Origin of the sequence: Streptomyces fulvoviolaceus, from assembly GCF_000718165.1 — a bacterium.
In the GTDB taxonomy this organism is placed as follows: domain Bacteria; phylum Actinomycetota; class Actinomycetes; order Streptomycetales; family Streptomycetaceae; genus Streptomyces; species Streptomyces fulvoviolaceus.
The window spans coordinates 1-23,214 of sequence record NZ_JOEY01000089.1 but is presented as its reverse complement, the minus strand read 5'-3'; the positions used below and the strand labels follow the sequence as shown (position 1 = coordinate 23,214).

The window sequence follows — 23,214 nt, the reverse complement described above, 5'->3', positions numbered from 1 at the left end:
ACCGTCGCCCACCAACTCGCCCGCCACGGCAGCGGAATCGGCGTCGCCACCCTCTGCATCGGCGTCGGCCAAGGCCTCGCCCTCGTCCTCGAACGCTAGGACCCTCACGCCCGTAGGAGCCGCCGTGCCCCTCCCCGCCTCGTTCCCCTTGCTGCACCACCACCTCATCGGCCCGGCCGACGGGCCCCCGCTGATACTCGGCCCATCCCTGGGCACCTCCAAGGCAGTCTGGGAACCCCAACTGCCCTCCCTGACCCGCCGTTTCCGGGTACTGCGCTTCGACCTGCCCGGACACGGCGGTTCCACGGCCGGTCTCCTGCGCGATCCCGAGCCCGGCCGCACGACGGTCGACGACCTCGCCGCACTGGTGCTCGACGTCGCCGATCACCACGGCTGGGACCGGTTCCACTACGCGGGCATCTCCCTGGGCGGAGCCATCGGCACCCATCTCGCGGCCCACCGTCCCGGACGGGTCACGTCACTGGCCCTGATCTGCTCCTCCGCGCACTTCGGCCCCGCAGACCCGTGGCTACGGCGCGCCGCACAGGTGCGGTCCGAGGGGACCGCGTCACTGCTCGCGGCCGTCCCGGACCGTTGGTTCACCACCGCCGCCTTCGCCGAAACCGCCTTCGGCCGTCGGCTTCTCGGCAACCTCGCCGACGCCGATCCGGTCGGCTACGCGGCGTGCTGTGACGCCCTCGCCGCCCTGGACCTGCGCCCCGACCTGGCCAGGATCACCGCCCCCACCCTTGTCGTCGGCGGCTCCCACGACACGGCCACTCCTTTGGAACACGCCCAGGAGCTCGCGCAGGGAATTCCGCATGCTGCCCTGGAGGTGATCGCCTGCGGACACCTCGCCGCCGAGCGGCCCCAAGCACTGCAGGCCGCGCTCAGTGCCCATCTGCACGCGACGTGCACCAGGGATGCGACACGGGTTTCCCTGCCCGACTGATCCGTCTATTCTCCGCATGCCCGTACCAAGCCGCCCAAGCGCGGCGTACATCTCGCCGGAGGTCGCTGTGAACCCCAGTGACACCACACTGCGTCCGGAGATCGCGCACTCCTGGTGGCGCTCCGAGATGAGCGGGCTCACCCCTGCGGCTCCGAATCTCCGTGTGGAACCGGACGCGGTGGACCGGCGCAGCCGTCTCGCGGCGGCGGCCGAGCCGGTTGTCGCCGAGCTCGCCGAACAGCTCGGCGACGCCGACTTCTGTGTGCTGCTCGCCGACCGCGAGTCACGGATCGTGGACATGCCCGTCGGGGCCCGTGCGCTGCGCGACCGGCTCGAGGGGCTCGGCACGGTGGCGGGCGGGGTGTTCCTGGAGGAGACGACCGGGACGAACTCGATCGCCACGGCCCACGAACTGCGACGTGGGGTCGCGGTGCACGGGGAAGAGCACTACCTCGAACCCTTCAAACAGTTCAGCTGCTACGGGCACCCGATCAGCCACCCGGTGACCCGGCGGCTGGAGGGCGTCCTCGACATCACCTGCCTCACCAGGAACGATTCCCCCCTGCTCACCCCGCTCATCGCACGCGCCGCACGCGACATCGAGGAACGGCTGCTGCAGACCACGCGCCACGTCGAGCAGCGGATGCTGGCGGCCTTCCAGGTGGCGGCGGCCGGGCGGATCCGACCTGTGCTGGTGCTCGGCGAAGGGGTGGTGCTGGCGAGCCCCGCGGCCGTGGAACTCCTCGACCCCGTCGACCACATCCAGCTCCGCGAACTGGCGGCCGGCCTCGGCCGCCGGGGCACCGGCGGATGCCCCCAGCCCCACCTGGTCCGCTCGGTCGAGCTGTCCTCAGGACGCACCCTGTCCGTACGGTTCCAGGCCGTCGCACCCGGGACCGACGGTGTGCTGTTCGAGTTCCACGACCCGGACGAGCCCGGCGCCACGGCCCACCGCGTCGGCTCCGCCCGGCGCCCTGCCGTACGACCCGTGGAACTCCTGCCGGGCACGCCGGTGTACATCGGCGGGGCACCCGGCACGGGACGCACCACGACGGTGCGGTCGCTGGCGGGCGGAGACGCGACCCGGATCGTCAGCCTCGATGCGTCGGACGCGGCCGTACGCGGAGCGGCCGCCTGGCTCGCCGACCTGGAGCGGGCGGCGGACGCCCGCCCGTCCCTGCTGGTCATCGAGGACGCGCAGCTGCTGCCCGACACCTGTGCCGTCCGCCTGCGGCGACTCCTGGAGCGGCCCGGCCCGTGGATCGTCCTGACCGGTGCTCCCCTTGCCGAGCTCACCGGCCAGAGCGCCGTTCTCGCCGCAGGCTGTCCCGCGCAGATCGAGCTGCTCAGGCTGCGGGACCGTACCGAGGAGTTGCCGGGACTCGTACGAACGATGCTCGACGATCTGGGCGTCTACGGCCGGCTGCGCTTCACCCCGGCCGCACTGGCGGCCCTCGCCGGCCATCTGTGGCCCGGCAACCTGCGCGAACTGCACACGCTCGTCCGGACGGTCGCCGGACGCCACTCGGCAGGCGACATCACCCTCCAGGACCTGCCCGAGGGGTACAGGGTCAGCCCGCGTCGGCGCAGCATGACTCCGCTGGAGCGTGCCGAGCACGACGCGATCTCCACCGCGCTGCGCGAGTGCGGCGGCAACAAGCTGCGTGCCGCGAAGCGGCTCGGCATCAGCCGCACCACCCTCTACAACCGCATGCGCGCTCTGCGGATCACCGCCTGAGCGGTCGGACCGCGTCCCGGAACTGAGCGCGTCGCGTGTCGAGAACAGCTGCGCCGGCCTGAGTGTCCACGAATTGAACAGTTCGTGGGTGGCGCCCGCCTCTACTTTTCCGGTGGGACAAACACCGGCAAAGGAGCCGCACCATGCGCATCACCGCCGCGCTGACCGAGACCAAGGGCGCCCCCTTCACCCTCGCACCCCTCGACCTGGACGATCCGCGTCCGGGAGAGGTGGTGGTGAAGATGGTGAGCTCGGGCGTGTGTCACACCGACCTGATCGTCCGTGACCAGTGGTACCCGGTGCCGCTGCCGGCCGTGCTGGGCCACGAGGGCGCCGGCGTCGTGGCGGCCGTCGGCGGCGGGGTCACCTCCGTCGGCGTCGGCGACCACGTCGTCCTCACGTTCAACTCCTGCGGCGGCTGCCGTATGTGCATTCAGGGCCGCCCCGCCTACTGCGACCAGTTCTTCGCGTGCAACTTCGCGGGCTCCCGGCCCGACGGCAGCACGCCCCTGCACCGCGAGACCGGAGACGTGCACGGCGTGTTCTTCGGCCAGTCCGCCTTCGCGAACTACGCCCTGGCCACCGAGCGGAACGTGGTCAAGGTCGACCCGGGCGCGCCCCTGGAACTGCTCGGCCCGCTGGGCTGCGGCATCCAGACCGGCGCCGGAGGCGTCCTCAACTCCCTGAAGCCGCCGGCGGGCAGCAGCATCGCGGTCTTCGGCGCGGGTTCGGTCGGCCTGAGCGCCGTCATGGCCGCCGTCGTCGCGGGCTGCACCACCATCGTCGCCGTCGACCTCAACGACCAGCGCCTGGAGCTGGCGAAGGAGGTCGGCGCCACCCACGTCATCAACGGCGCCGAGGGCGACACGGTGGCCCTGTTGCGCGACCTCACCAGCGGCCTGGGCGTCGACTACACGCTGGAGACCACCGCCGTCCCGGCCGTCCTGCGTCAGGCCGTCGACGCCCTCAACCAGGGCGGCACCTGCGGCCTGATCGGCGCCGCCGCCCTCGGCACCGAGGTCGCGCTCGACATGTCCTCGCTGCTCTTCGGCCGCAGCGTGCGCGGCATCGTCGAGGGCGACAGCGTGCCGCACCTGTTCATCCCCAAGCTGGTCGACCTCTACCAGCAGGGCCGTTTCCCCTTCGGCAAGCTGATCAAGTCCTACGCCTTCGACGACATCAACCAGGCCGTCGAGGACTCCGAGAAGGGCACCACCCTCAAGCCCGTCCTCACCTTTGCCTGAGCGGCGGGGCGCGATGTTCCTCTCGTACGACGGTGTCGACCTCGCCTACGAGGAGCACGGCACCGGCGAGCCGCTGCTGCCGATCCACGGCACCGCGGCGCAGGCCGCGACCTGGGGCCGGACCACCGGTGACCTCGCCGCGGCCGGTCACCGGGTCATCGCCTACGAGCGGCGCGGCTACGGCGCCTCCGCGGATCCGCCGGTGCGCGATCACCGGCGCCATGTGGCGGACGCCGTGGCGATGCCGGAGCACGTGGCCTTGGCCCCGGCCACGGTCGTGGGCTGGAGCTCGGGCGGCAGCATCGCGCTCGCGTTGACCGCCGCCGGCTGGACGGAGCCGAGCACTTCTTCCGCTGGGCGGCCGGGAGTCGTACGACATGGCGCCCCAGGAGGAGCGGGACCGGCTGCTCTCCCACGCCCCCAACGTCCTGGCCGAACCCGATCCACACCCCCACTGGGTGATGTTCGAACACCTGCCGCTGAGCCGTGTCCACGGCATCCGCGTCCCGATCACCTTCCTGATCGGCGAGCGCACCAACCCCTTCTTCGTGCCGTCACCGCGGCCGTGCGCCGCGCCACCGCCCCCACCCCAGCCTGAACTGCCGAGGAGCCCTGTGATGCAACTCCGTTACGACACCTTCTACATCGGCGGCGAATGGGTCCGCCACACCACGGACCGCACCATCAAGCCCGTCAACGCCAGCACCGAAGAGCTGCTCGGCCAGGTACCGGAGGGCACCGAGGCCGACATCGACAGGGCGGTCGCCGCCGCCCGCGCCGCCTTCGACGCCCCGTCCGGCTGGGCGAGCTGGGAGCCCGCCCGGCGCGCCGAGGTGATGGAGCGCCTCGCCGACGCGATCGACAAGCGGGCGGACGGATTCGTCGAGCGGGTCAGCGCGCAGAACGGCATGCCGGTCGCGGTCGCCCGCCAGCTGGAGGTCGGCTACCCGAGCGCGGTGCTGCGCTACTACGCCTCCCTGGCCCGCGAGGCCGCGTTCGAGGAGACCCGGGCCGGTCTGTTCGGTGGGTCGATCCAGGTCCGCAAGGTACCGGTCGGCGTCGTCGCGGCGATCGTGCCGTGGAACTTCCCGCAGGCACTGACCATGTTCAAGATCGCCCCCGCGATGGCGGCCGGCTGCTCCCTGGTCATCAAGCCCTCGCCGGAGACCGTGCTGGACGCCTACCTGCTGGCCGAGGCCGTCGAGGAGGCCGGGGTTCCGGCGGGGGTGATCAACATCGTCCCGGCCGGACGGGAGGCCGGCGCCTACCTCGTCTCCCACCCGGCCGTCGACAAGGTGGCCTTCACCGGCTCCACGGCCGCCGGGCGGACCATCGCAGAGGTGTGCGGCCGCCTGCTGCGCCCGGTCACCCTGGAACTCGGCGGCAAGTCCGCGGCGATCGTCCTCGACGACGCCGATCTGGACCTGGCGAAGATCGGCGAGGGCCTGTTCGGCTCCACCCTGCTCAACAACGGCCAGACCTGCTTCCTCGGCACCCGTGTCCTCGCCCCACGCAGCCGCTACACCGAGGTCGTGGACGCCTTCACCGCCCTGGCGGGCTCGCTCACCGTCGGCGACGCGAGCGATCCGGCGACCCAGATCGGTCCGATGGCCAACGCCCGCCAGCGCGAGCGCGTGGAGTCGTACATCGCCAAGGGCCGCGCCGAGGGTGCACGGCTGACGACCGGCGGCGGCCGTCCGGACGGCCTGGAGCGGGGCTGGTTCGTGCAGCCGACCGTCTTCGCCGACGTCGACAACAGCTCCACCATCGCGCAGGAGGAGATCTTCGGCCCGGTGCTCTCCCTCATCCCGTACGACGGCGTCGACGACGCCGTGCGCATTGCCAACGACTCCGACTTCGGCCTCGGCGGAACGGTGTGGACGGCCGACCCCGAACGCGGCGCCACCGTCGCTCACCGGGTGCGCACCGGCACGATCGGTGTCAACCGCTACATCCCGGACCCGGCCGCTCCGTTCGGCGGTGTGAAGGCCAGCGGCCTGGGCCGCGAGCTGGGGCCGGAGGGCCTGACGGCCTACCAGCAGACACAGACCGTCTATCTGTGACCCACACGGCTTGCCGCAGCGCCGGGCACCGCTCACCGCGGTGCCCGGCGCGCGGTCCGGCGCAGCTCCCTCCACAACAGCTCTGTGCATGGCGATGCGCTTGTGGAGGCGGAATGAAGGGAGCAGTCTGGAAGTGCTGCCGTGGACGGGCCCGCCGGGATCGGAGGGGGCTGCTGCGGCAGAGCGAGAGCTACACCTATGGACAGAGACACCGCCGCCACGGTCGGCTCGAGCCGCGCGGGGCCGCCGTCGGAGCAGACCGCATCGGCCGCGCTGGACGACCACGGCCTGGTGACCGCGTGGAGCTCCGGAGCCCGGCGGCTCCTCGGCTACGAACCCGTGGAGGTGGTCGGCCGGGCAGCCGCGGGACTGCTCGCCGAGGCCCTTCCTGCGACCGCCACGATCCGATGCGCCGAGCGGGAGGGCTGGAGCGGGCAGGTTGCCGTGCGGCACCATGACGGACACCGTGTGAACGTGCTGGTCGAGGTGCACCCCTTGCTGGACGCGGCCGGCGAGACGCGCTGGTTCCTCACGGTCGCCGGACCGGAGCAGCCCGGTGCGCCGGCCACGGAAGATGTCCGAGCTACCGGCAGCGAACCGGGAACGGCGACGCTCAAGCAGTGGGCGCTGGACCAGATCCCGCTTCCGATGGCGCTCTTCGACCGTCAGGCGTTGGCTATCGCCCTCAACGCGGCCATGGAACGCGCCGTGGGCGAGTCCGAACGGGACCTTCTCGGCGTGCGTATCGGGGAATCCGGCCACCTCAAGGGTCTGGATGATCTCGACGAGGTCGTGGAGCGGGTGCTGCGAGGCGGGGAGACAGTGCCCCGCGAGGCGTTTCTACGAACCCCCGGAGAGACCCGCGCCTGGCTGCTGTCCCTGTACCCGGTAAGGGACCCCGCGGGCCGCGTGCAGGCCATGTCCCTGGCGGCGGTGGACACCACCGAGCAGGTCCGGGCCCGTAGACGGCTGAGCGTGCTGAACGAGGCCGGACTGCGCATCGGCACCACGCTCGATCTGACCCGCACCGCCGACGAACTGGCGGAGGTCTGCACGGACCACTTCGCCGACTTCGTCGTCGTGGACCTGCTGGACAGCGTCCTGCAGGGCCAGGACGCGGGCGCGGCTCCCCTCGGCGACGTCCTGGTCTTCCGCCGCGCCGCCCAGCGCTCTGTTCTCCCGGGCTGCCCCGAGGCAGTGGTTCCACTCGGGGCGACACACACCTACCCCGCGGACTCGCCCCCGGGCCGCGCCCTGGCCGCGGGCCGCCCCTCACGGCATCAGATCGATGCCGCAACCCTGCGGTGGTGGGGGGCGGGCTCTCCTGAGCGCGCCCGCAGCATCAAGGTCCACGGAATGCACTCGATGATGGTGGCGCCTCTGCGGGCCCGCGGCGTCACCCTGGGGCTGGCGATCCTGGCCCGCCATCGCACCGCGGAGCCCTTCGGCGAGGACGACCTGCTCCTGGCGGAGGAGTTGGCGGCCCGTGCCGCGCTGTGTGTCGACAACGCCCGCCGCTACTCCCGCGAACGCGCTGTCGCACTCGCCCTGCAACGCAGCCTCCTCCCCCACCACACACCCCGGCAGGCCGCCGTGGAGGTGGCCTCCCGCTACCTGCCGGCCCACTCCCGCGCCGGGATCGGCGGCGACTGGTTCGACGTCATCCCGCTGTCCGGGGCCCGGGTGGCCCTGGTGGTGGGTGACGTCGTCGGCCACGGCATCCGCGCCTCCGCCACCATGGGCCGACTGCGTACCGCGGTACGCACCCTCGCGGACATGGACCTGACACCCGACGAACTGCTCACCCAGCTCGATGACCTCGTACTGCGTCTGGACCGCGAGAACTCGGAGGACGGTGACTTCACCCCGGCCGAGGAGTACGCGAGCGAAGTGGGTGCGACCTGCCTGTACGCCGTGTACGACCCCGTCTCCCGGCACTGTTCCGTGGCCAGGGCCGGCCATCCCCCGCCGGCCCTGGTCACCCCGGACGGCAGGGTCGACCTCCTCGACGTCCCGGCCGGCCCCCCGCTGGGAGTCGGTGGCCTGCCCTTCGAGGTCGCGGAGTTCGACCTTCCCGAAGACAGCGTCCTCGCCCTCTACACCGACGGTCTCGTCGAAACCCCCGACCGTGATCCGGACGACGGGTACGCCCTTCTCCGTGCCGCCCTCGCCACACCCGGCCGCGGTCTGGAGGAAACCTGTGATTCGGTGCTGCGCAGCCTGCTGTCCGACCGCCGCACGGACGACGCCGCCCTCCTTCTGGCCCGGACCCGGGCCCTGGGGCCCGACCGGGTCGCCACCTGGGACCTGCCGGCCGACCCCGCGGTCGTCGCCCGCGCCCGCGAACTGGCCTGCGCCCAGCTGTCCGCCTGGCACCTGGAGGACGCCGCCTTCACCACCGAGCTCGTCGTCAGCGAACTGGTCACCAACGCCATCCGCTACGGCGGCTCTCCCGTCCAGCTGCGGCTGATCCACGACACCGCCCTCATCTGCGAGGTCTCCGACGCCAGCAGCACCGCCCCCCACCTGCGACGCGCTCGCGTCTACGACGAAGGCGGCCGAGGCCTGCTCATCGTCGCCCAAGTCACCGAGCGCTGGGGCACCCGCCACACCGGCACCGGAAAGACCATCTGGGCAGAACAGCCCCTGCCCACCCCCGCGTAGCCCCGTGCACGCCCCCTCGATCTGACGCCCCGGCCACGCTCGCCCGCACCGAGTTGACCGCCCACGCCGTACGGCACGTACCGCACTCGCCGAGCCGCCCCCTTACCAAGGCACGGTCACAACGAACTGTCGCGCTCAGTCGTGCACCCGTACTGGCTCGCTCTCTGACGGTGCGCCGCCGAAGTCGCCGAGGAAATGAGCCTGTACGACGCCGTGGTCGGCGTCGAGTCGGCGATTGAACTCCATTCCGAACTGGCCGTTGCTCACCGTGCCTTCGCCCGTGACCCGGTCTCCGATCGGGTTGATCACGCCCGTCTCGTCCGACTCCTGGGCGACGACGATGACCTTTCCGTCGGGAGCGCCGCCGGCTCCGTCGACATATTCGACCGTGCCACTGGCATAGCTCACGGACGCTTCGAGAACGCGGATTTCGGTCGCTCGGCCGGAACCGACGCGGATGCCCGCGCCGCCAGTCAGGGTGGGCGCGCCGCAGTCGGCCCTGAATGGGCGGTCTGCCCAGCCTTCGATGCTGACCTTGTTGTCGCGCCCCCACAATTCCTCGGTGATCTCGCCGTACTCCGCGGCCTCGGGGAACCCCGCCAGTGCCTCGTCGAACACCCAGACCGGCCGACTCGATCCGCCTGGCACGCGCAGCCACTGGTGGTCTATGTAGACGCGGTGGAAGCGGTGGGTCTGATGGACGACCGCCTTGACCAAGGTGGAGTCCTCGAAGGGATTGGCCAGCTGGACGCGGGCAAGCGCGCGGGACGAGGGGGATGCGGACGCGGACACGAAGCGGGTGTAGTTGGACCGTGCTTCGTTGTTGTAGATGTTCGTCTCGATTACTCCAGCGGCTGTCGGGTCCTGGTAGAGCCGTATGCGGACGACGATGCAGTAGTGGCCCGTGGCGCTGGTCGGGGACCATCCGGCGGTGAACTCCTGGGTCGCGTTGGGCGGGATGTCGTGAGTGTCGCTGCCCAGGGGCACCATAGGGCCGTCGCCCGTCGAGAACTCGATGACGAAGAAGTCGACGACGACGCCCTTGCAGAGCAGGTCGCCACTGTTGCGGACCTTCGCGATCACAGAATTCGGGTTACCGATCCAGGGCGTGTTGTACCAGCGCCCAGGATCCGCCATCGACTTGGCGTTGCGAATCTCGATGTCGGGGCTCTGCCAGTCGGGGCCGCCGGTCCAGGGGCGGATACCCGGGTCGGGGCGACCGTTGGAGCCGTACTCCACCTTGACGACCGCGTTGTCGGCCGCCGTCGAGACGACTTTGACCAGGAGTGTCTTCTGGGTCGCGGGGTCGACGTCCTCGTAGTCGGCCGTCGTGTCCAGGATCGGGCCGTCCCCGTCCTGGTCGTTCTGGACGAACATGATCGGAGGACGTGACGTGGGTGTGACGAAGGCGTCCGATGTGACGTCGGTGATGACCACCCGCCGGTCGGTCGGCAGGGTGTCGCCGATCTGGCCCGCTTGTCGCCCGCGGTACTCGACATAGGTGTTCCAGCCGTCGGCCAGGCGGATCTCGATGCCGCGCACGCGACCGGCCGGCGGATTGCCGAGTTCAGCGGCGTGCAGCGTGATCGAGTCGTTGACGCTGGCCGCGCCGCGGAAGTTGTAGAGCTTCAGGTGACCGGCGTCGATCCAGCCCTGGCGCATCCGGTTGGAGAGGGTGAAGTGCGGCAAGGTGTCGCGGCTGCCGGCCATCATGTCCCATCCGCCGGCAAGCCTGCTGGTGATGTTCGGCGTGTAGGACGGGAAGTTGTAGAGGTCGGGCAGCGCGAGGGTGTGCCCCAACTCGTGCGAGAGCGTGGTGTGGAACTGGCGGCCGTCCTGCGTCGCGAAGTCGGGCGGTGCGAAGACGAAACCGAAGGTCTCCTGGTCGTTTGCGACGTTGGTCCCGGCCAGGAACGTCTGCGCCGAGTTGGCGTGCGGCCACACGAAGCGGTTGGATCCCGCTCCCGGCGCGTCCGGGGAGAACGGCACCATCAGCAGGACGTCGATGTTGCCGTAGTCGGCGTTGGTGAGCAGGCCGGTCGAGATCGTCCGGGTGATGATCGTCTGGACAGTCGCGCCGAGCGAGGACCAGCGGGCGTCCGTGACGGTCCCGGCGGCGTCCTTCTTCTGTGTGAAGTAGCTGTCCCAGCCCTCCGGCAGGTCTACCGGGCCGTAGACACGGTTGTTGTACGCCTGCACGGTGAGGCCGCGGCCTGTGTTGACGTTCCAGCCCGACAACTCCTCGTAGTAGTGGCGTGCCGAGCGTGTCTGGCCGTTGAAGGAGACGCCGTCCTGGACCTCGTCGAGGATCGCCTTGCGGGCGGCGGCCAGGTCGGTGGCGGATGCCGGAAAGGAACCGTCCGTGGTGTTGACGAGCAGGATGAGGGTACGCCAGCGCCCGTTGTGCGTGTTCGTGCCGAGGTTCTGCGGGGTGTTCGGTCCGCCGCCCCAGTCTCCGGCGGGGGGCGGGGCGCTGTCGCCCTGGTACATCTTGGAAGGGCCGTGGTCGGGGTCACGCCAGTGGTCGGTCACCTCGAAGGTGGCGCGGTCGAGCTCCTGGCCCGTGCTGGTTTCGACCATGGAGACCTCGAACTGGCCGAGCAAGCCGCCGGCGATGAGCATGGGCACCTTGTGGCCGCCGGGACCAGGGGTCGTCGACGTGTATGAGACCAGGGCGGCATCGGGGTCGCCGTGGACGACGAACGTCAGGTCGTCGCCTGTGAGCGAGGAGCCCGACAGGTCGTACTGGAGGGGCACCCAGGAGCCGACGAACAAGGGATCGGCCGGCGGCACCAACCGAGGCCGGCTTTCGAGGTCGGCGAGGTCGTCGGCGACGGCAAGGCCCTTGGCGGTGAGAAGAAGGAGGCGTCCGTCGTCGAGGCCATGCATCTCGACGATACGTCCGTCGAGCTCGGGTGTGTCGGTGGCGCAGACGGTCACGCTGCCGTCGGCGAAGCGAAAGACAGACACGCGGTCGGCGGCGGGGTGTGCGGTCAACAGCAGCTCGCGGTCGGCACTCACGGTGAGGTGTCCCGTGGGTAGCCGGCCCGACACGATGCCCTGTGTGCTACCGGTGGTGATCTTGAGTAGTCGGCCTTCGCCCGCTGTCGTCGCCGCGGCCCACACGTCCGAGGCTCGGGCGGTCACGCCGGTCAGATCTGGGACGTCCACCACCTTGCGTACCTGGCCGTCGCTAAGACGCACGGCCATCACGCGCGACATCGACTCGGTGACCGCGAGCGCGTGCCCACGGCCGGTGAGCGGTGTGGTGGCCGTCAGTTGACCGAGTCTGTGGGGCACCTGGGCGACCTGTGTCGTGCCCGCTGCCGGATCGTCGGCAGGCACGGTGATGATCGTTCCGTCCTGGAGGGAGATCACGACATCCTTGCGGTCGCCGCTCAAGGCGACACCGCTCGGCGCGGAGGGGAGGGCCACGTGCCGGTCGAGCTGTCCGGCGGACTGGTTCCATGACGCCAGGCACGGCCCGTCGCCCTCCACCAACCAGATAAGACCCCGATCGATGTCTTCGACTGCGGCTATCGCGTCGTTCAGTGAAGCGAGCTGCGTGATCATGGCTACTCTCCGATGCTCCTACCACCCCGGCTGCAGGGACGCCTGGCGAGCACCCTTGCCAGCTCGATCGAAGGCTGCTCGAGAAAACGGGGATCACATGGCGTCCGTTGACGGCCTGCCTGGATTCATCACATCCCACGTGCAAGCCGCCAAGGCCTGGCCGGTATCCATGCCCGCTGACCGGCCAGGCCTTGGTTCTCTACGCACCAGCGAGAGCGGCGCCGATCCGCTGAGCAACTTCCGGATGGCCGAGATATCTCTCGATGGAGTGCGGTTCGTCGCCATTATCGACTTGCACATTCTCGACACCGCCCCAGTCCCTCTTCTGAAGCGGATGCCCCAAGGCGACGATGTCGCTGACGTCATAGGTGGTCAGCCAGTCGACGTCGATGTTGCGGGGGCCTGGAGTCTCAAGATTTTTACAGACCGCTTCCAGGCCTAGCGGCGAGCCCGCTGTCACCCAGAGCTTGGTGCGCCGGCATAGGTTCTCGTCGGCCAGTAGGTCGCAGGCCACCACCGTGCCCAGGCTGTGCGAGACGAGCACGATTGGCCCACCGTCCGGTGGGATGGCTGCCTTCACCACGTCAAGAACACTGCCGCGCGCCTTGGTCAGATATACGGCCACATCGCGCAAGTACGCGGAAATGATCTCCTGGTCGACGCGTGTATGACGGGAGAGCGCCGCCAGTACATGGCGGGTGACGCCCCAGGCCAGCACTCGCTCCCTCACACTTTCAAGTTCGATTCGGCCGGCAACGACAGTCGCAGGCCCTTCGATTGGGACCATTCCGGAGGCTTCAGCGGAAACCCTCATATCATGCAGGAGTTGCCGCTCGAGGACTCCCACGTCTTGCGGCATGTACGGGTGAAGCGGAGCTGCGTCATCGAGGTTGTCCGTCATGGACTCAAGTTCCAACGGATCGCGGGCCAGGTCTTTTGTGATCCCATAGAGCAAGTTGGCGTAGAAAGGGAACGCTACTGCAGTACCGTCAACGACGGACCCCGTCTCCAGATCTGCCTTTACCAAGCCGGAGGCGAGGCCTGCCAACCAATTCCGCTTGATCTCATCGGGGTCCTTGAACTGCTGAGAGCGTCCATGGACAAACACCAGTGTCGCGTTCATTCGCCCGCTCCCTCACTCAACGCTTCTTTGACCAAATCCCGCTGCTCCGGCGAGAGTTCCGCGTCCTGCAACTTCCTTGCGATGCGGCTCACTCTGGCACCCTCGTTCCAGCTCACTTCGCGACCCTGTACATCACGCGCCTCTACGCCTCCGTGATGGAGGGCCACCATCTCCCACTGGTCGTTAAACACTGGAGCGCCAGATGAACCACGCCGGGTGTCGCTGGTGTAGCGCAACCACTGATCGTCTTCAGAGACCAGGCGGTTATCTCGAATGCTCAGCTTCTTACGCTCGCCCGCCGGGTGGTGAATCACGTTCATAGGCTCGGCCTTGAGAATTTTTCCCTGCTGCTCGATGAGCCGCACGAAGCCGCGGTCCTCACCCAGTGGTTCAGCGATCGCAACAACTGTGAAGTCCAGGTCTTCCTTCGGGACGGTGAAGAAGAAGATCTCGGGGGCGAACTGGTAGTCGGTGCTCACCAGCGGGTCCCCTTCGTCGTCATAGTCGTATCCCAGCTGCACTCCCATGCTGGCTGCCAGATCACTGTCCGGCACAACATGATTATTCGTGAGCAGCAAACGACGAGAAATCATCACGCCAGTGCCCTCAGCAGTTATCGGCTCGCGGGGCAGAAGAGTGACAACTCGACCCACTGAACGGGAAGTTATCAGAGCTCTGCTGAGGAAACTGAGCCACACAGAGTCGTCGCCATCGACCATGACCTCAAGTTCCAGGTTGTAAGTGGACAGCCGCTCACGACGCTGGTCGATCTCCGGTTGGGTATTAGCGAGATCAAGGTTCCGTTCACGCAGGGCAGCTGCTACAGAAAGTTCGTCACCCGTGCTCTTTTCCCAGCGCTGTCGTATTTCATCCCTGGGAACGTCTCTGCCCGCCATCGCGTTCACCACCCGGCACGAATGATGAGACTGGGGAACGGCCAATACAGCCTGTAGTTCCAGAGTGCCGCGCGAGCGGTCAGTGCCGCAACTCGGAAGGCGTTCAGCTGATCAAGGCCATCTGCCTGCCGGCGGCGCTCCAAGCGCCGCCAGCGGGAAGCCTCGCCAGACGGGGCAGCGACCCATCATCCTCACCTCGCGAAGACGTCGGTGGCGGACCTTCCCAGTCCGACACCTCGGCGCGATGTGTGCACTGGGGCTGTTCGTGGCCGGTCTCTTCTGGGCATCGACCCAACTGGCGTGGACATACGGCCTGGGGCGGGGCGAGGAAGACGCGGCCGCACTCGACCGCCGGCCCGAAGCCATGGTTGACACCAAGGTGCCGCTGGACGATCTGCCTACAGGGATTACTGCGACCCAGCTCGGTGCAGCCGGAGAGGGCGACCGGATCTATCGGCACCCATATACCGGCTTCCGACTGTTGCTGGCATCCGGTGGGCGGCTGTTCCTGGTCACGCCGGACTGGGAGCGTGGCCGGGATCGAACAATCATCCTCCCCTACGGGACGACGTCCGGGTGCAGCTCCTCTCTCAGCCTTGAGCTGCGCCGCTGGACTGCGGATACTCCATGGATCCCCCGAACTGGTCGAACATGTCGGCCACTTGCTCGTCCGTGGCCTCGGAGATCCCTACAGGACACGTCGCCGTCCAGCATCAGGCGTATCAACGGGTTCTGCCCGCGCCAGCGGCCCCGCCAGCAGTCACGGAGCAGGCTCGTGACCTGGCTCAGCCCGGTGGCAAGACCTCCAGGGCACCCACCTGCGTGACGTCCACGGCCCGCGCACCGGGCGGAACGTCTGCACCGGGAACGGCTGTCACGTCGTCCAAGTCAAGCTGCAGCAGTTCCTCGCAGAGACAGCGCGGTCGCGAACCAGCGGGCAAGCCATTCCTTTCGCCATTCAACCGAGTGTTTTGCGATTCAACTGGCTTTCCAGGAAAGGGCGCGAGCCGTTCGCGGGGCTCGCCCGCTTGCGGATTCCGTAGGTCAGGACGACGCTGGAAATATTCGATCGGGCATGCCACTGGAACCCCATCTCCACGGAACCACAACACCGCGGTGGCGACAGATTCATGCCGCCGACCTGCTGACCGCCCGATCTCACTGGCCGACGACTGCTGCCGCTGCCCCGCGGAGGGGCGGCTCATGTCCAGCACCGTACGCCTTGCCGCATTCAACTGCGAGAATCTGTTCGCCCGTTGGCACTTCCGGGACGGCATCGATCCGGCGGAGGCCAACATGCGCGGGTGGGTCGTCGAACAGACCAAATTGCAAGAACTGACGTGTCGGACACCACGACGCTCACCCTCCATGCCAACCACTCCAAGTCGATGAACGGCGAGCGCGACAAGACACGTTGGAAACGGGAACGCCAGACCGCCAAGGTCATGCAGATCGTCACCGCTCGTTTCCGCAGGGCGCCGCGCAAAGCGTCGTCGTTCGCCGTTCTCGGCCATCTCAACGACTACCTGGTGCCGCCTACCTCCTCGAGGACCTGGCTCCACTGGGACCAGCTGGAGAACGTCGTGGAGCGGCTGCCCGAGGCCGACCAGTGGACGCACTACTGGACCGCTGAGGACGAGTACCGGCAGCTGGACCATCTGCTCGCAGCCACCGGTCATCTTCCGGGTACGGCTGCCGCTGAGGGCCGACCCCTACAAGGGCAACCGGTATCCGGGAATCGGACCGGACCGGACCGAGGCGTCCGATCGCTGCCCGGTCTTCGTGGACCTCGAACCTTCCCTGAACCGCGTGGAGGACTTCGCCGCAGACCGACAGGTCCTCCTGAGCCTCGCACCCCATGAGTCACGTACGCGTGAAAAGAGAGCCAGCATGACCACACAACCCGCGACGGAGACAGGTGTTCCTCCGTATTGCGCTCAACCACCGCAGACCCAGCCCGCGTTGCGTGCGGACCTCAGTCCGAACCGAGCCGGCGCGATACTGCTGATCCGCACGAAGTGGGTCAACGGCACGATCCTGCACTACGCCTTCCTGGACGAGGGGGGTGACGTCGGAGGGACGGAGCAACTCGACGAGGTCCGCCGGGCCTTCCGGGAGTGGAAGGACCTCGGGATAGGGCTGGAGTTCGAGGAAGTGCCCGATCCCGCCGACGCCGAAGTGCGCATCGCCTTCCGGGCGGACGAGGGCTCCTGGTCGTACGTCGGCCGGGACGTCCTGCTCATCGGCTCACAGGAACCGACGATGGGCTACGGCTGGGACCTGACCAGCCGTTACGGCAAGGCCACCGCACGGCACGAGGTCGCGCACACGCTCGGCTTCGGGCACGAGCACCAGAACCCGTTCGCGGGCATCGTCTGGGACGAGGAGAAGGTCTACACCGAACTCGGCGGGCCGCCCAACAACTGGCCCCGGCAGACCACGTTCCACAACATCCTGCGCAAACTCTCCCCGGACGAGGTCACCGGTTCCCACTGGAACCCCGACTCGATCATGCAGTACGGCTTCCCGGCCGGGCTGATCCTGCAACCGGAGAGGTACCGCAACGGCATCGAATCGCCGCTCAGTATCTCCGCGCTGGACAAGGAGCACGTCCTGCAGTGGTACCCGACACTGACGGCCAAACCTGCCAAGCTCCAGCCGTTCGAGTCGGCGGCGCTGCAGCTCTCCTCCGGTGAGCAGGCGGACTTCGAGATCGTCCCGCCGGAAACCCGGAAGTACGAACTGCGCACCTTCGGGGACAGCGATGTCCTGCTGGTGCTGTTCGAAGAACTCGACGGCGAACTGCGCTACGTCACGGGCGAGGACGACAGCGGAGAGGACCGCAACGGCCACCTCGAAACGAAGCTCGTCAAAGGACACCGTTACGTGGCCCGCGCACGCCTCTACTCCACCTGGGGCAGCGGCGGCACGGCCTTCATGTACTGGTGACGGAGGACAGCCATGGCCAACGCACGTTCAGCAACAGCGACCCGAATTCCCGCCGGGCTCAAGCCCGGCGGTGTCCGCTCGGGGGACCATCCCTGGAAGATCCGCCTGGTCGAACATCCGAAGCGAACGACGTCGTCGCACTTCCGTGCCGCGAAGACCGTGGTGAAAAAGATCCTCGCCGAGATGGACGATGCCGACCTGCCCTACGGCCCCCGGCCCACCGCATCCGAGGGCTGGCAGATGCATCACGGCGGCAGCCTCTGGGTCAAGGGACAGAAGGGCTGGCGGATGTACCGCGCCAGGGCGGGCATCGAGTGGAGCATGCAGTTCTGCGCCGACCCGGCGAGGGTGGACCGGCTCCGGCGGGAGGCGGCCGAACTCGTCGAGGCCTTTCCGCTCACCCTGCCCGCCCTCGTGGAACTGGGCTACGAGGAAGCCGAAGCGCTCCTTCGCGACAAGATCAGGAACGCGGACGACGTCGAGGCGTGGACCGATTCCCTCTTCAACGCCTGCGTTCCGCTGAGCGCGGGCAACCACCAGGGGATCCTGCCCAAAGTGCCGGGTGAGCACCACTATCCCTGGCCCATCAAGGGCGCCGACTTCTTCCGGTTCGAGGACTTCCAGCTGTGGGTGACCCTGCCGGACGGAAGCCATGGCGCCGTCGCGCCGGTGGACCGCCGTGGTTCCGGAGACGGACACATACGACTGCTGCACGTCCCGGAAGGCAGCGCGGCGGCGGACACGGTGGCCGAGGCCCAGGACCTCCAGATGATGGCCGTCCTACCACCCAACAGCTCCGCTGCGCTCCAGGCGTTCGCCCACCAGATCGAACCAGGCCAACGCACCGCGTCCGGGCCACTGGCGGCCGCGGCCATGGGGCGTGACCGAGCAGACCGAACAGACCGAGCACCACGGCGGAGTCGCCGTGGTGCATGACCTGAAAGCTGGTGAGCATCCGAAGCCACGGGCTCCCTGCCGGCGGTTCGGACAACGATCGATCACCGAAGCCGGGCCAGATCGGGCTGCGAAGGCTGATGTCTATAGAGGCAGCACGTTCAAGCAGCCTGCGAGTAGGTGAAGCCGCCTCGGACCGGCAGAGGCGATCCGAAGGACCCCGACTCTGTTTCAGGAGCCGGTACGCACTCCGTTGCTCTGTCGGACCGTGAAGGTGGCCCGCTTCGCAACGCCGTATGGACACTCGGTGCGCCACGCCGTGGCGAGTTGTGGGAGACGACGGCGATCCCGGAAATCCGCGCCCAGGCCGCAGCGATCGTCGAAGAGGTGCTCGCCCCGGCCGCCGCGCGACTGTCTGGTGCCTCGGTCCGGCGCGCTCTCAGCACCCACTTCTCCGCCGCAGCCGCCTTCCGCTCGGGCGTGGACCGCATGCTGAAGGTACGAGCCGGCGCCGAGAAGGCACTCCACCGAACCACGGCGATGGCCCCGGGCTTCGCCGCGGCCCACGCTGCTCTTGCTCTGATCGGACACGAGCGCGGGGCCGACGTGGACGTCCCGCGTGCCCTGGCAGACGCCCGGCGGGTATGCACCCGCGTTGGCGGGACGCCCACAGTTCGGCGATACATGGTCGCCACAGCGGTGGCGACCATCGGCCGAAGCTCGCCCGATCTGGCACCCATGCCGGATTTTGATGCAGCACAGTCAGCACCAAGTGCGGCACCGACTGAGTACAGGTGTTCGAGTCGGCACCGGGATCTCACCGTGCTGGTAGGCCACCACCGGGCGTTACAGGACGGGCCGTGTGACGCTCCCACCAGCCTGCGCCATTGATTACAGACCGTATCCACAACGCGGTGGTCGCCGCAGCGTGCCGCGGCTTTCACGCTCTACAGCTGCGGGAGCACCTCACCGGCGATGAGTTCCAGGTGGTCGAGGTCATTGAAGTCGATCAGCCGCAGATGGATACGGCTTGCGCCGATCGCGGCGAACTCGCCGAGCCGCTCCACGAGTTGGGCCGGGGATCCGACCATCGCATCCTCCGGCGGCAGCGCGCTCTTGGCGTGCAGCGGGGCGGCCCGCCGTTGCGCCTCCGCGTCCGTACGGCCGATGGCCGCCACGACACCGGCCGAGAGCACCAGTGGTGGCTGACCGGCGCCGGCCCGCCCGGTCCGGTCGCACGCCTCGGCGACCCGTCGGTACGCCCGGGCAGTCTCCGCCACCGACTTGAAGGGCATGTTGAACTCGTCGGCGTACCGGGCTGCCAGCTCCGGGGTGCGCTTGGGCCCGCGGCCCCCAACGATGATCGGCGGGCCCGGCACCTGCACGGGCTTCGGCAGGGCGGGCGCGTCGACGAGCTGGTAGTGGTCGCCGCGGTAGCTGAAGCTCTCGCCCACCGGTGTCCGCCACAGGCCGGTGATCACCGCCAGCTGCTCCTCCAGCCGGTCGAAGCGCTCCGGGGCAGGCGGGAACGGGATTCCGTACGAGGTGTGTTCCCGTTCGTACCAACCCGCGCCGAGGCCCAGCTCGACCCGCCCCCCGCTCATCCGGTCGACCTGCGCCACCGTCACGGCGAGCGGTCCCGGCAGCCGGAAGGTGGCCGAGGTGACCAGGGTGCCCAGCCGGATCCTGGAGGTCTCCCGGGCGAGCGCGCCGAGCGTCAGCCAGGCGTCGGTGGGGCCGGGCAGGCCGGGATCGGCACCCATCGCCTGATAGTGATCGGCCCGGAAGAAGCCCTCGAATCCGCAGGCCTCGACGAGTTGTGCGAAGCGCAGCTGATCCTCGTAGTCGGCGCCGCGGTGCGGCTCGGTGAAGACGCAGATCCGCAGGCTCATCGCCCCTCCGTTTCGGCCGCCAAGGATGTGTCCCGTTCCATCAGCAGCTCGTGCAGATCGGCGCTGCAGCGGGCCACTTCGCCCAGATGCGCGGTTCGGCCCAGCGTCCTCGGCCGGGGTATGGCGATGTCGACGATCTTGCGGATCCGGCCCGGGCGCGGGGTGAGTACCACCACCCGGTCGGCGAGCAGCACGGCCTCGTCTATCGAGTGCGTGACAAAGACGACGGTGGACGAGTTCTCGAGGTGGATGCGCTGGAGCTCCACCGCGAGGTCCGCGCGGGTCAGCGCGTCGAGTGCGGAGAACGGCTCGTCCATGAGCAGCACCTGCGGCTCGCCCATCAACGACCGGCACAGCGCGACACGCTGCTGCATACCGCCGGAGAGCTCGTGCGGCCGGTGCTTCTCGAAGCCGCTGAGTCCGGCCGTCTCCAGCAGCCGGTACGCCCGCTCGCGATGCTTCGCCTTGTTCCAGCCGAAGATCTCCACGGGCAGCAGGACGTTGTCGAGGACGGACCGCCAGGGCAGCAGTGCAGGCCGCTGGAACAGCATGGCGACATCCCGCCGGGCTCCGGTGACTCGCTCGCCGCCGATGGTGATCTCGCCCTCGGTGACCGGCAGGAGACCGGCGATCAGCCGGAGCAGCGTGGACTTGCCGCACCCGGACCGGCCCACCACCGCCACGAACTCACCCTCGGCGATGTGAAGGCCGATGTCCTGGAGCGCCACCGTCGAACCGGACCGGCTGGTGAAGCTCCGGGACACACCGGTGAGTCTGATCATCCGGCGGTCTCCCCATCCACTGGCAATCGTCATGCCGGCCGGGTCCTAACGCCCCATCAGGCTACCCGCAGCAGGCCGATCGGCGGTACCTGTCGTCCTTTCGGTGTATGCCCCGATGCCATACACCTGGCCCACAACTGCTCATCCCTCGTACGCTGTTGTACGCACCAAGTGTCATGCCCTCGGCAGTTCCGTGACGCCGTTCCGTCTCGTCTTTCTCGACGCCCCTCCGCCGGCGCGTTCGGCGGTCGGAAAGGACAACACTGTGCGCATGATCAGGTTCGCCCGTACGGTCGCCGCGGTAGCCCTGACCACAGCGCTGGCGCTGGTCGCGGGGTGCGGCGGCTCGGATTCCGACACAGATGCCGGTGAGGACGGCAAGGCGCTGAAGAAGGTGACCTACCTGACCTCGTTCGGCAACTTCGGCCGGGACGCGTACGCCTGGGTCGCGAAGGACAAGGGGTTCTTCAAAGAGGCCGGCTTCGACGTGACGATCAGGCCGGGCCAGGGCACCGGCGGTGTGATTCCGGCCATCGTGAGTGGCCAGGCGCAGTTCGGCCCCATCGACCTGACGGGAGGTCTGCTGCATATGGGCAACGGTCAGGCGAAGGACTTCGTCGCGGTGGCCGCCATCCAGCAGCGCACCATGGCCGCGATCGCCACCACCGAGGGCAACGGCATCGCCAAACCCAAGGACCTCGAGGGTAAACGGCTCGCCGACACGCCCGGCTCTGTCGTGCGCAACCTCTTCCCGACGTACGCCCGACTGGCCGGCGTGGACGCCGACAAGGTGACCTGGGTCAACGGCGAGGCACAGACCCTGATGGGCACGCTTGCCGGCGGCTCGGTGGACGGCATCGGCCAGTTCGTGGTGGGTAAGCCGACCATCGAGGCGGTGACGAAGAAGAAGGCCGTGCTGCTGCCGTACGGCGACGTGATACCCGACCTGTACGGAAACGTGCTGATCACGTCGACGAAGATCGCCGAGCAGGATCCGAAGATGGTGCAGCGGTTCACCGCCGCGCTGCTCAAGGGCTTGGAGTACAGCCTCGCCCACTCGAAGGAAGCCGCCGAGATCCTGAACCGGAACGTGGACGCCACGAATCCGACCGCTGCGGCAGCCGAGTTGGAGTTGATGGCCGCGTACGTCACACCAAAAGACGGTTCCGGCACGGTGATCGGAACGCTGGACTCCGCGCGGGTGGCGAGGAGCATCAAGATTCTGGAGGACGCGGGCACGCTGCCGAAAGGAATGACCCCTGAGCAGATCATCGACTTCGACCTGGTACCGAAGGCCTGATCGCGCCGCGCCGGAGAGGAGCCGCGGTCCACGTCGCAGGACGGGCGTCGGCATCGTGCTGTTGCCCATGGCCGGGCTGCTGGTCGCGCTCGGCGTGTGGTCGCTTCTCACGTCGGTGCTGGAGGTGATCCACCCGGCAGTACTGCCTCCGCCAGGTGCCGTGCTCTCGGCGTTCACCGCAACCCCGGTCCGGTTCCTGGAACACACCGGTGACACCACGGTGGAGACGGTTGTCGGGTTCGTTCTCTCCAGCGCCTGCGGGGTTCTGATCGGACTGTCACTGGCCGCCTCGCGGATACTGGAGCGAATGTTCACGCCGCTGCTGGTCGCCGTCAACGCGGTTCCGAAGATCGCGCTCGGGCCGCTGTTGGTGGGGGCGCTCGGCTGGGGTCAGAAGCCGGTCCTGACCATGGTCTTCCTGCTCTGCTTCTTCCCGATCGTGCTGTCCACCGCGACCGGCCTCACATCGACCCCGGCGGACCTGGCCGAGTTGGTGCGCTCGATGGATGCCTCTCGCTGGCAGGCATTCCGGAAGGTACGGTTGCCCGCCGCGCTGCCGCAGATCTTCGTCGGGTTGAAGGTGGCCATGCCTCTCGCCGCGATCGGTGCGGTCATCGGCGAGTTCCAGGCCGGGGAGGCCGGGCTGGGCTATCTGATCGTGCAAGCCGGTGGGGTGGGCGACACCGCCACCGCCTGGGCCGCGATCATCCTGATCGGGTTGATGAGCATCCTTCTCTACTTTGCTCTGGTGTTGTTGGAACGGTTCGCGCTGCCCTGGGTCAGGGACACCACCTGGCGCGGCTGACGTGTGGGACTCTGTCGCCCGATTCCGGCACGCGGCAAGCGGGCCCGGGTCGCTCTCTGGTCGTGGTCGGCACCGAGGCCGCGGCGGTGGCGCCCGCCCTCGGCACCCGCGTGACGCTGCTCGAACCCGCGCCTGCCCGTCCCACACCGTCCTCGGCCACCGTCTCGCTGGCCACCAACCGTTCCTAAAGGCTGAGTGGGGGTGAGTCCTGTTGCCAGGAGTCATGCTCAGCCGAACGCTCCGAACGGTGTTGGGCGTTCTGGTTGCCCGCGTTCGCTCCACGGTCCGGCGGCACGGATCGTGTCCGTGGTCCGGGAACGGGAGGGCGGGGTCCCTCAC

The 23,214-nt window shown here is 68.5% G+C and carries 16 protein-coding genes and 1 pseudogene; 12 read left to right on the top strand and 5 right to left on the bottom strand.

The genetic code is table 11. The features are described from left to right. The 7 genes and pseudogenes from IG08_RS58355 to IG08_RS0150295 all read left to right on the top strand — a co-directional run. Positions 1 to 99: pseudogene (locus IG08_RS58355) on the top strand (thiolase family protein); the annotation flags it as partial. A gap of 25 nt (positions 100 to 124) precedes the next feature. Beyond that, positions 125 to 952, top strand: coding sequence for an alpha/beta fold hydrolase (locus IG08_RS0150320; RefSeq protein WP_234343199.1), 828 nt, complete (start codon positions 125 to 127; stop codon positions 950 to 952). A gap of 16 nt (positions 953 to 968) precedes the next feature. Then, the gene (locus tag IG08_RS0150315) at positions 969 to 2,690 is read left to right on the top strand and encodes a sigma-54-dependent Fis family transcriptional regulator (protein ID WP_078656089.1); all 1,722 of its coding nucleotides are present in this window, start codon (positions 969 to 971) and stop codon (positions 2,688 to 2,690) included. Between the two features lie 143 nt (positions 2,691 to 2,833). Continuing rightward, positions 2,834 to 3,934, top strand: a complete 1,101-nt coding sequence (locus tag IG08_RS0150310) for an NAD(P)-dependent alcohol dehydrogenase (RefSeq protein ID WP_030620722.1) — start codon at positions 2,834 to 2,836, stop codon at positions 3,932 to 3,934. A gap of 13 nt (positions 3,935 to 3,947) precedes the next feature. Next, positions 3,948 to 4,532, top strand: a complete 585-nt coding sequence (locus IG08_RS63295) for an alpha/beta fold hydrolase (RefSeq protein ID WP_078656088.1) — start codon at positions 3,948 to 3,950, stop codon at positions 4,530 to 4,532. A 19-nt stretch (positions 4,533 to 4,551) separates the two neighbouring features. After that, complete coding sequence (locus IG08_RS0150300; protein WP_030620720.1) at positions 4,552 to 5,997, top strand: aldehyde dehydrogenase; 1,446 nt, start codon at positions 4,552 to 4,554, stop codon at positions 5,995 to 5,997. Positions 5,998 to 6,195: 198 nt separating this feature from the next. Next, positions 6,196 to 8,661, top strand: a complete 2,466-nt coding sequence (locus IG08_RS0150295; protein ID WP_078656087.1) for a SpoIIE family protein phosphatase — start codon at positions 6,196 to 6,198, stop codon at positions 8,659 to 8,661. A gap of 135 nt (positions 8,662 to 8,796) precedes the next feature. Here IG08_RS0150295 and IG08_RS0150290 read toward each other — a convergent pair whose 3' ends face one another. The 3 genes from IG08_RS0150290 to IG08_RS58345 form a co-directional block, all read right to left on the bottom strand. Next, positions 8,797 to 12,234, bottom strand: coding sequence for a metallopeptidase domain-containing protein (locus tag IG08_RS0150290; RefSeq protein WP_030620714.1), 3,438 nt, complete (start codon positions 12,232 to 12,234; stop codon positions 8,797 to 8,799). 199 nt (positions 12,235 to 12,433) lie between these two features. Next, a complete protein-coding gene (locus IG08_RS0150285; RefSeq protein ID WP_030620709.1) occupies positions 12,434 to 13,357 on the bottom strand; it encodes a hypothetical protein in 924 nt (307 codons plus the stop codon). Further along, on the bottom strand, positions 13,354 to 14,253 hold the full coding sequence (locus IG08_RS58345) for a trypsin-like serine peptidase (RefSeq protein WP_078656086.1): 900 nt from the start codon (positions 14,251 to 14,253) through the stop codon (positions 13,354 to 13,356). The genes IG08_RS0150285 and IG08_RS58345 overlap by 4 nt, the downstream gene beginning before the upstream one ends. A gap of 1,890 nt (positions 14,254 to 16,143) precedes the next feature. On the opposite strand from IG08_RS58345, the gene IG08_RS0150275 reads away from it, so the two are divergent. Together IG08_RS0150275 and IG08_RS0150270 are read left to right on the top strand one after the other, a co-directional pair. Continuing rightward, positions 16,144 to 17,202, top strand: a complete 1,059-nt coding sequence (locus IG08_RS0150275; RefSeq protein WP_052425276.1) for a M12 family metallopeptidase — start codon at positions 16,144 to 16,146, stop codon at positions 17,200 to 17,202. A 12-nt stretch (positions 17,203 to 17,214) separates the two neighbouring features. Next, a complete protein-coding gene (locus tag IG08_RS0150270; protein ID WP_234343196.1) occupies positions 17,215 to 18,138 on the top strand; it encodes a DUF6424 family protein in 924 nt (307 codons plus the stop codon). A gap of 905 nt (positions 18,139 to 19,043) precedes the next feature. Here the strand turns inward: IG08_RS0150270 and IG08_RS0150265 are convergent. Together IG08_RS0150265 and IG08_RS0150260 are read right to left on the bottom strand one after the other, a co-directional pair. Next, positions 19,044 to 19,988 carry an LLM class F420-dependent oxidoreductase gene (locus IG08_RS0150265; protein ID WP_199821127.1) on the bottom strand — a complete coding sequence of 315 codons (945 nt, stop codon included), beginning with the start codon at positions 19,986 to 19,988 and terminating at the stop codon, positions 19,044 to 19,046. Next, positions 19,985 to 20,770 carry an ABC transporter ATP-binding protein gene (locus IG08_RS0150260; RefSeq protein ID WP_030620694.1) on the bottom strand — a complete coding sequence of 262 codons (786 nt, stop codon included), beginning with the start codon at positions 20,768 to 20,770 and terminating at the stop codon, positions 19,985 to 19,987. The genes IG08_RS0150265 and IG08_RS0150260 overlap by 4 nt, the downstream gene beginning before the upstream one ends. 271 nt (positions 20,771 to 21,041) lie before the next feature. On the opposite strand from IG08_RS0150260, the gene IG08_RS0150255 reads away from it, so the two are divergent. The 3 genes from IG08_RS0150255 (at position 21,042) to IG08_RS62665 (ending at position 23,063) form a co-directional block, all read left to right on the top strand. Then, entirely contained in the window at positions 21,042 to 22,070 is a 1,029-nt protein-coding gene (locus IG08_RS0150255) for an ABC transporter substrate-binding protein (protein ID WP_030620690.1), read from the top strand. Positions 22,071 to 22,137: 67 nt separating this feature from the next. Further along, positions 22,138 to 22,875, top strand: a complete 738-nt coding sequence (locus IG08_RS0150250) for an ABC transporter permease (protein ID WP_078656090.1) — start codon at positions 22,138 to 22,140, stop codon at positions 22,873 to 22,875. A gap of 62 nt (positions 22,876 to 22,937) precedes the next feature. Next, positions 22,938 to 23,063, top strand: coding sequence for a hypothetical protein (locus IG08_RS62665; protein WP_261726302.1), 126 nt, complete (start codon positions 22,938 to 22,940; stop codon positions 23,061 to 23,063). The last annotated feature ends 151 nt before the right edge of the window (positions 23,064 to 23,214 follow it).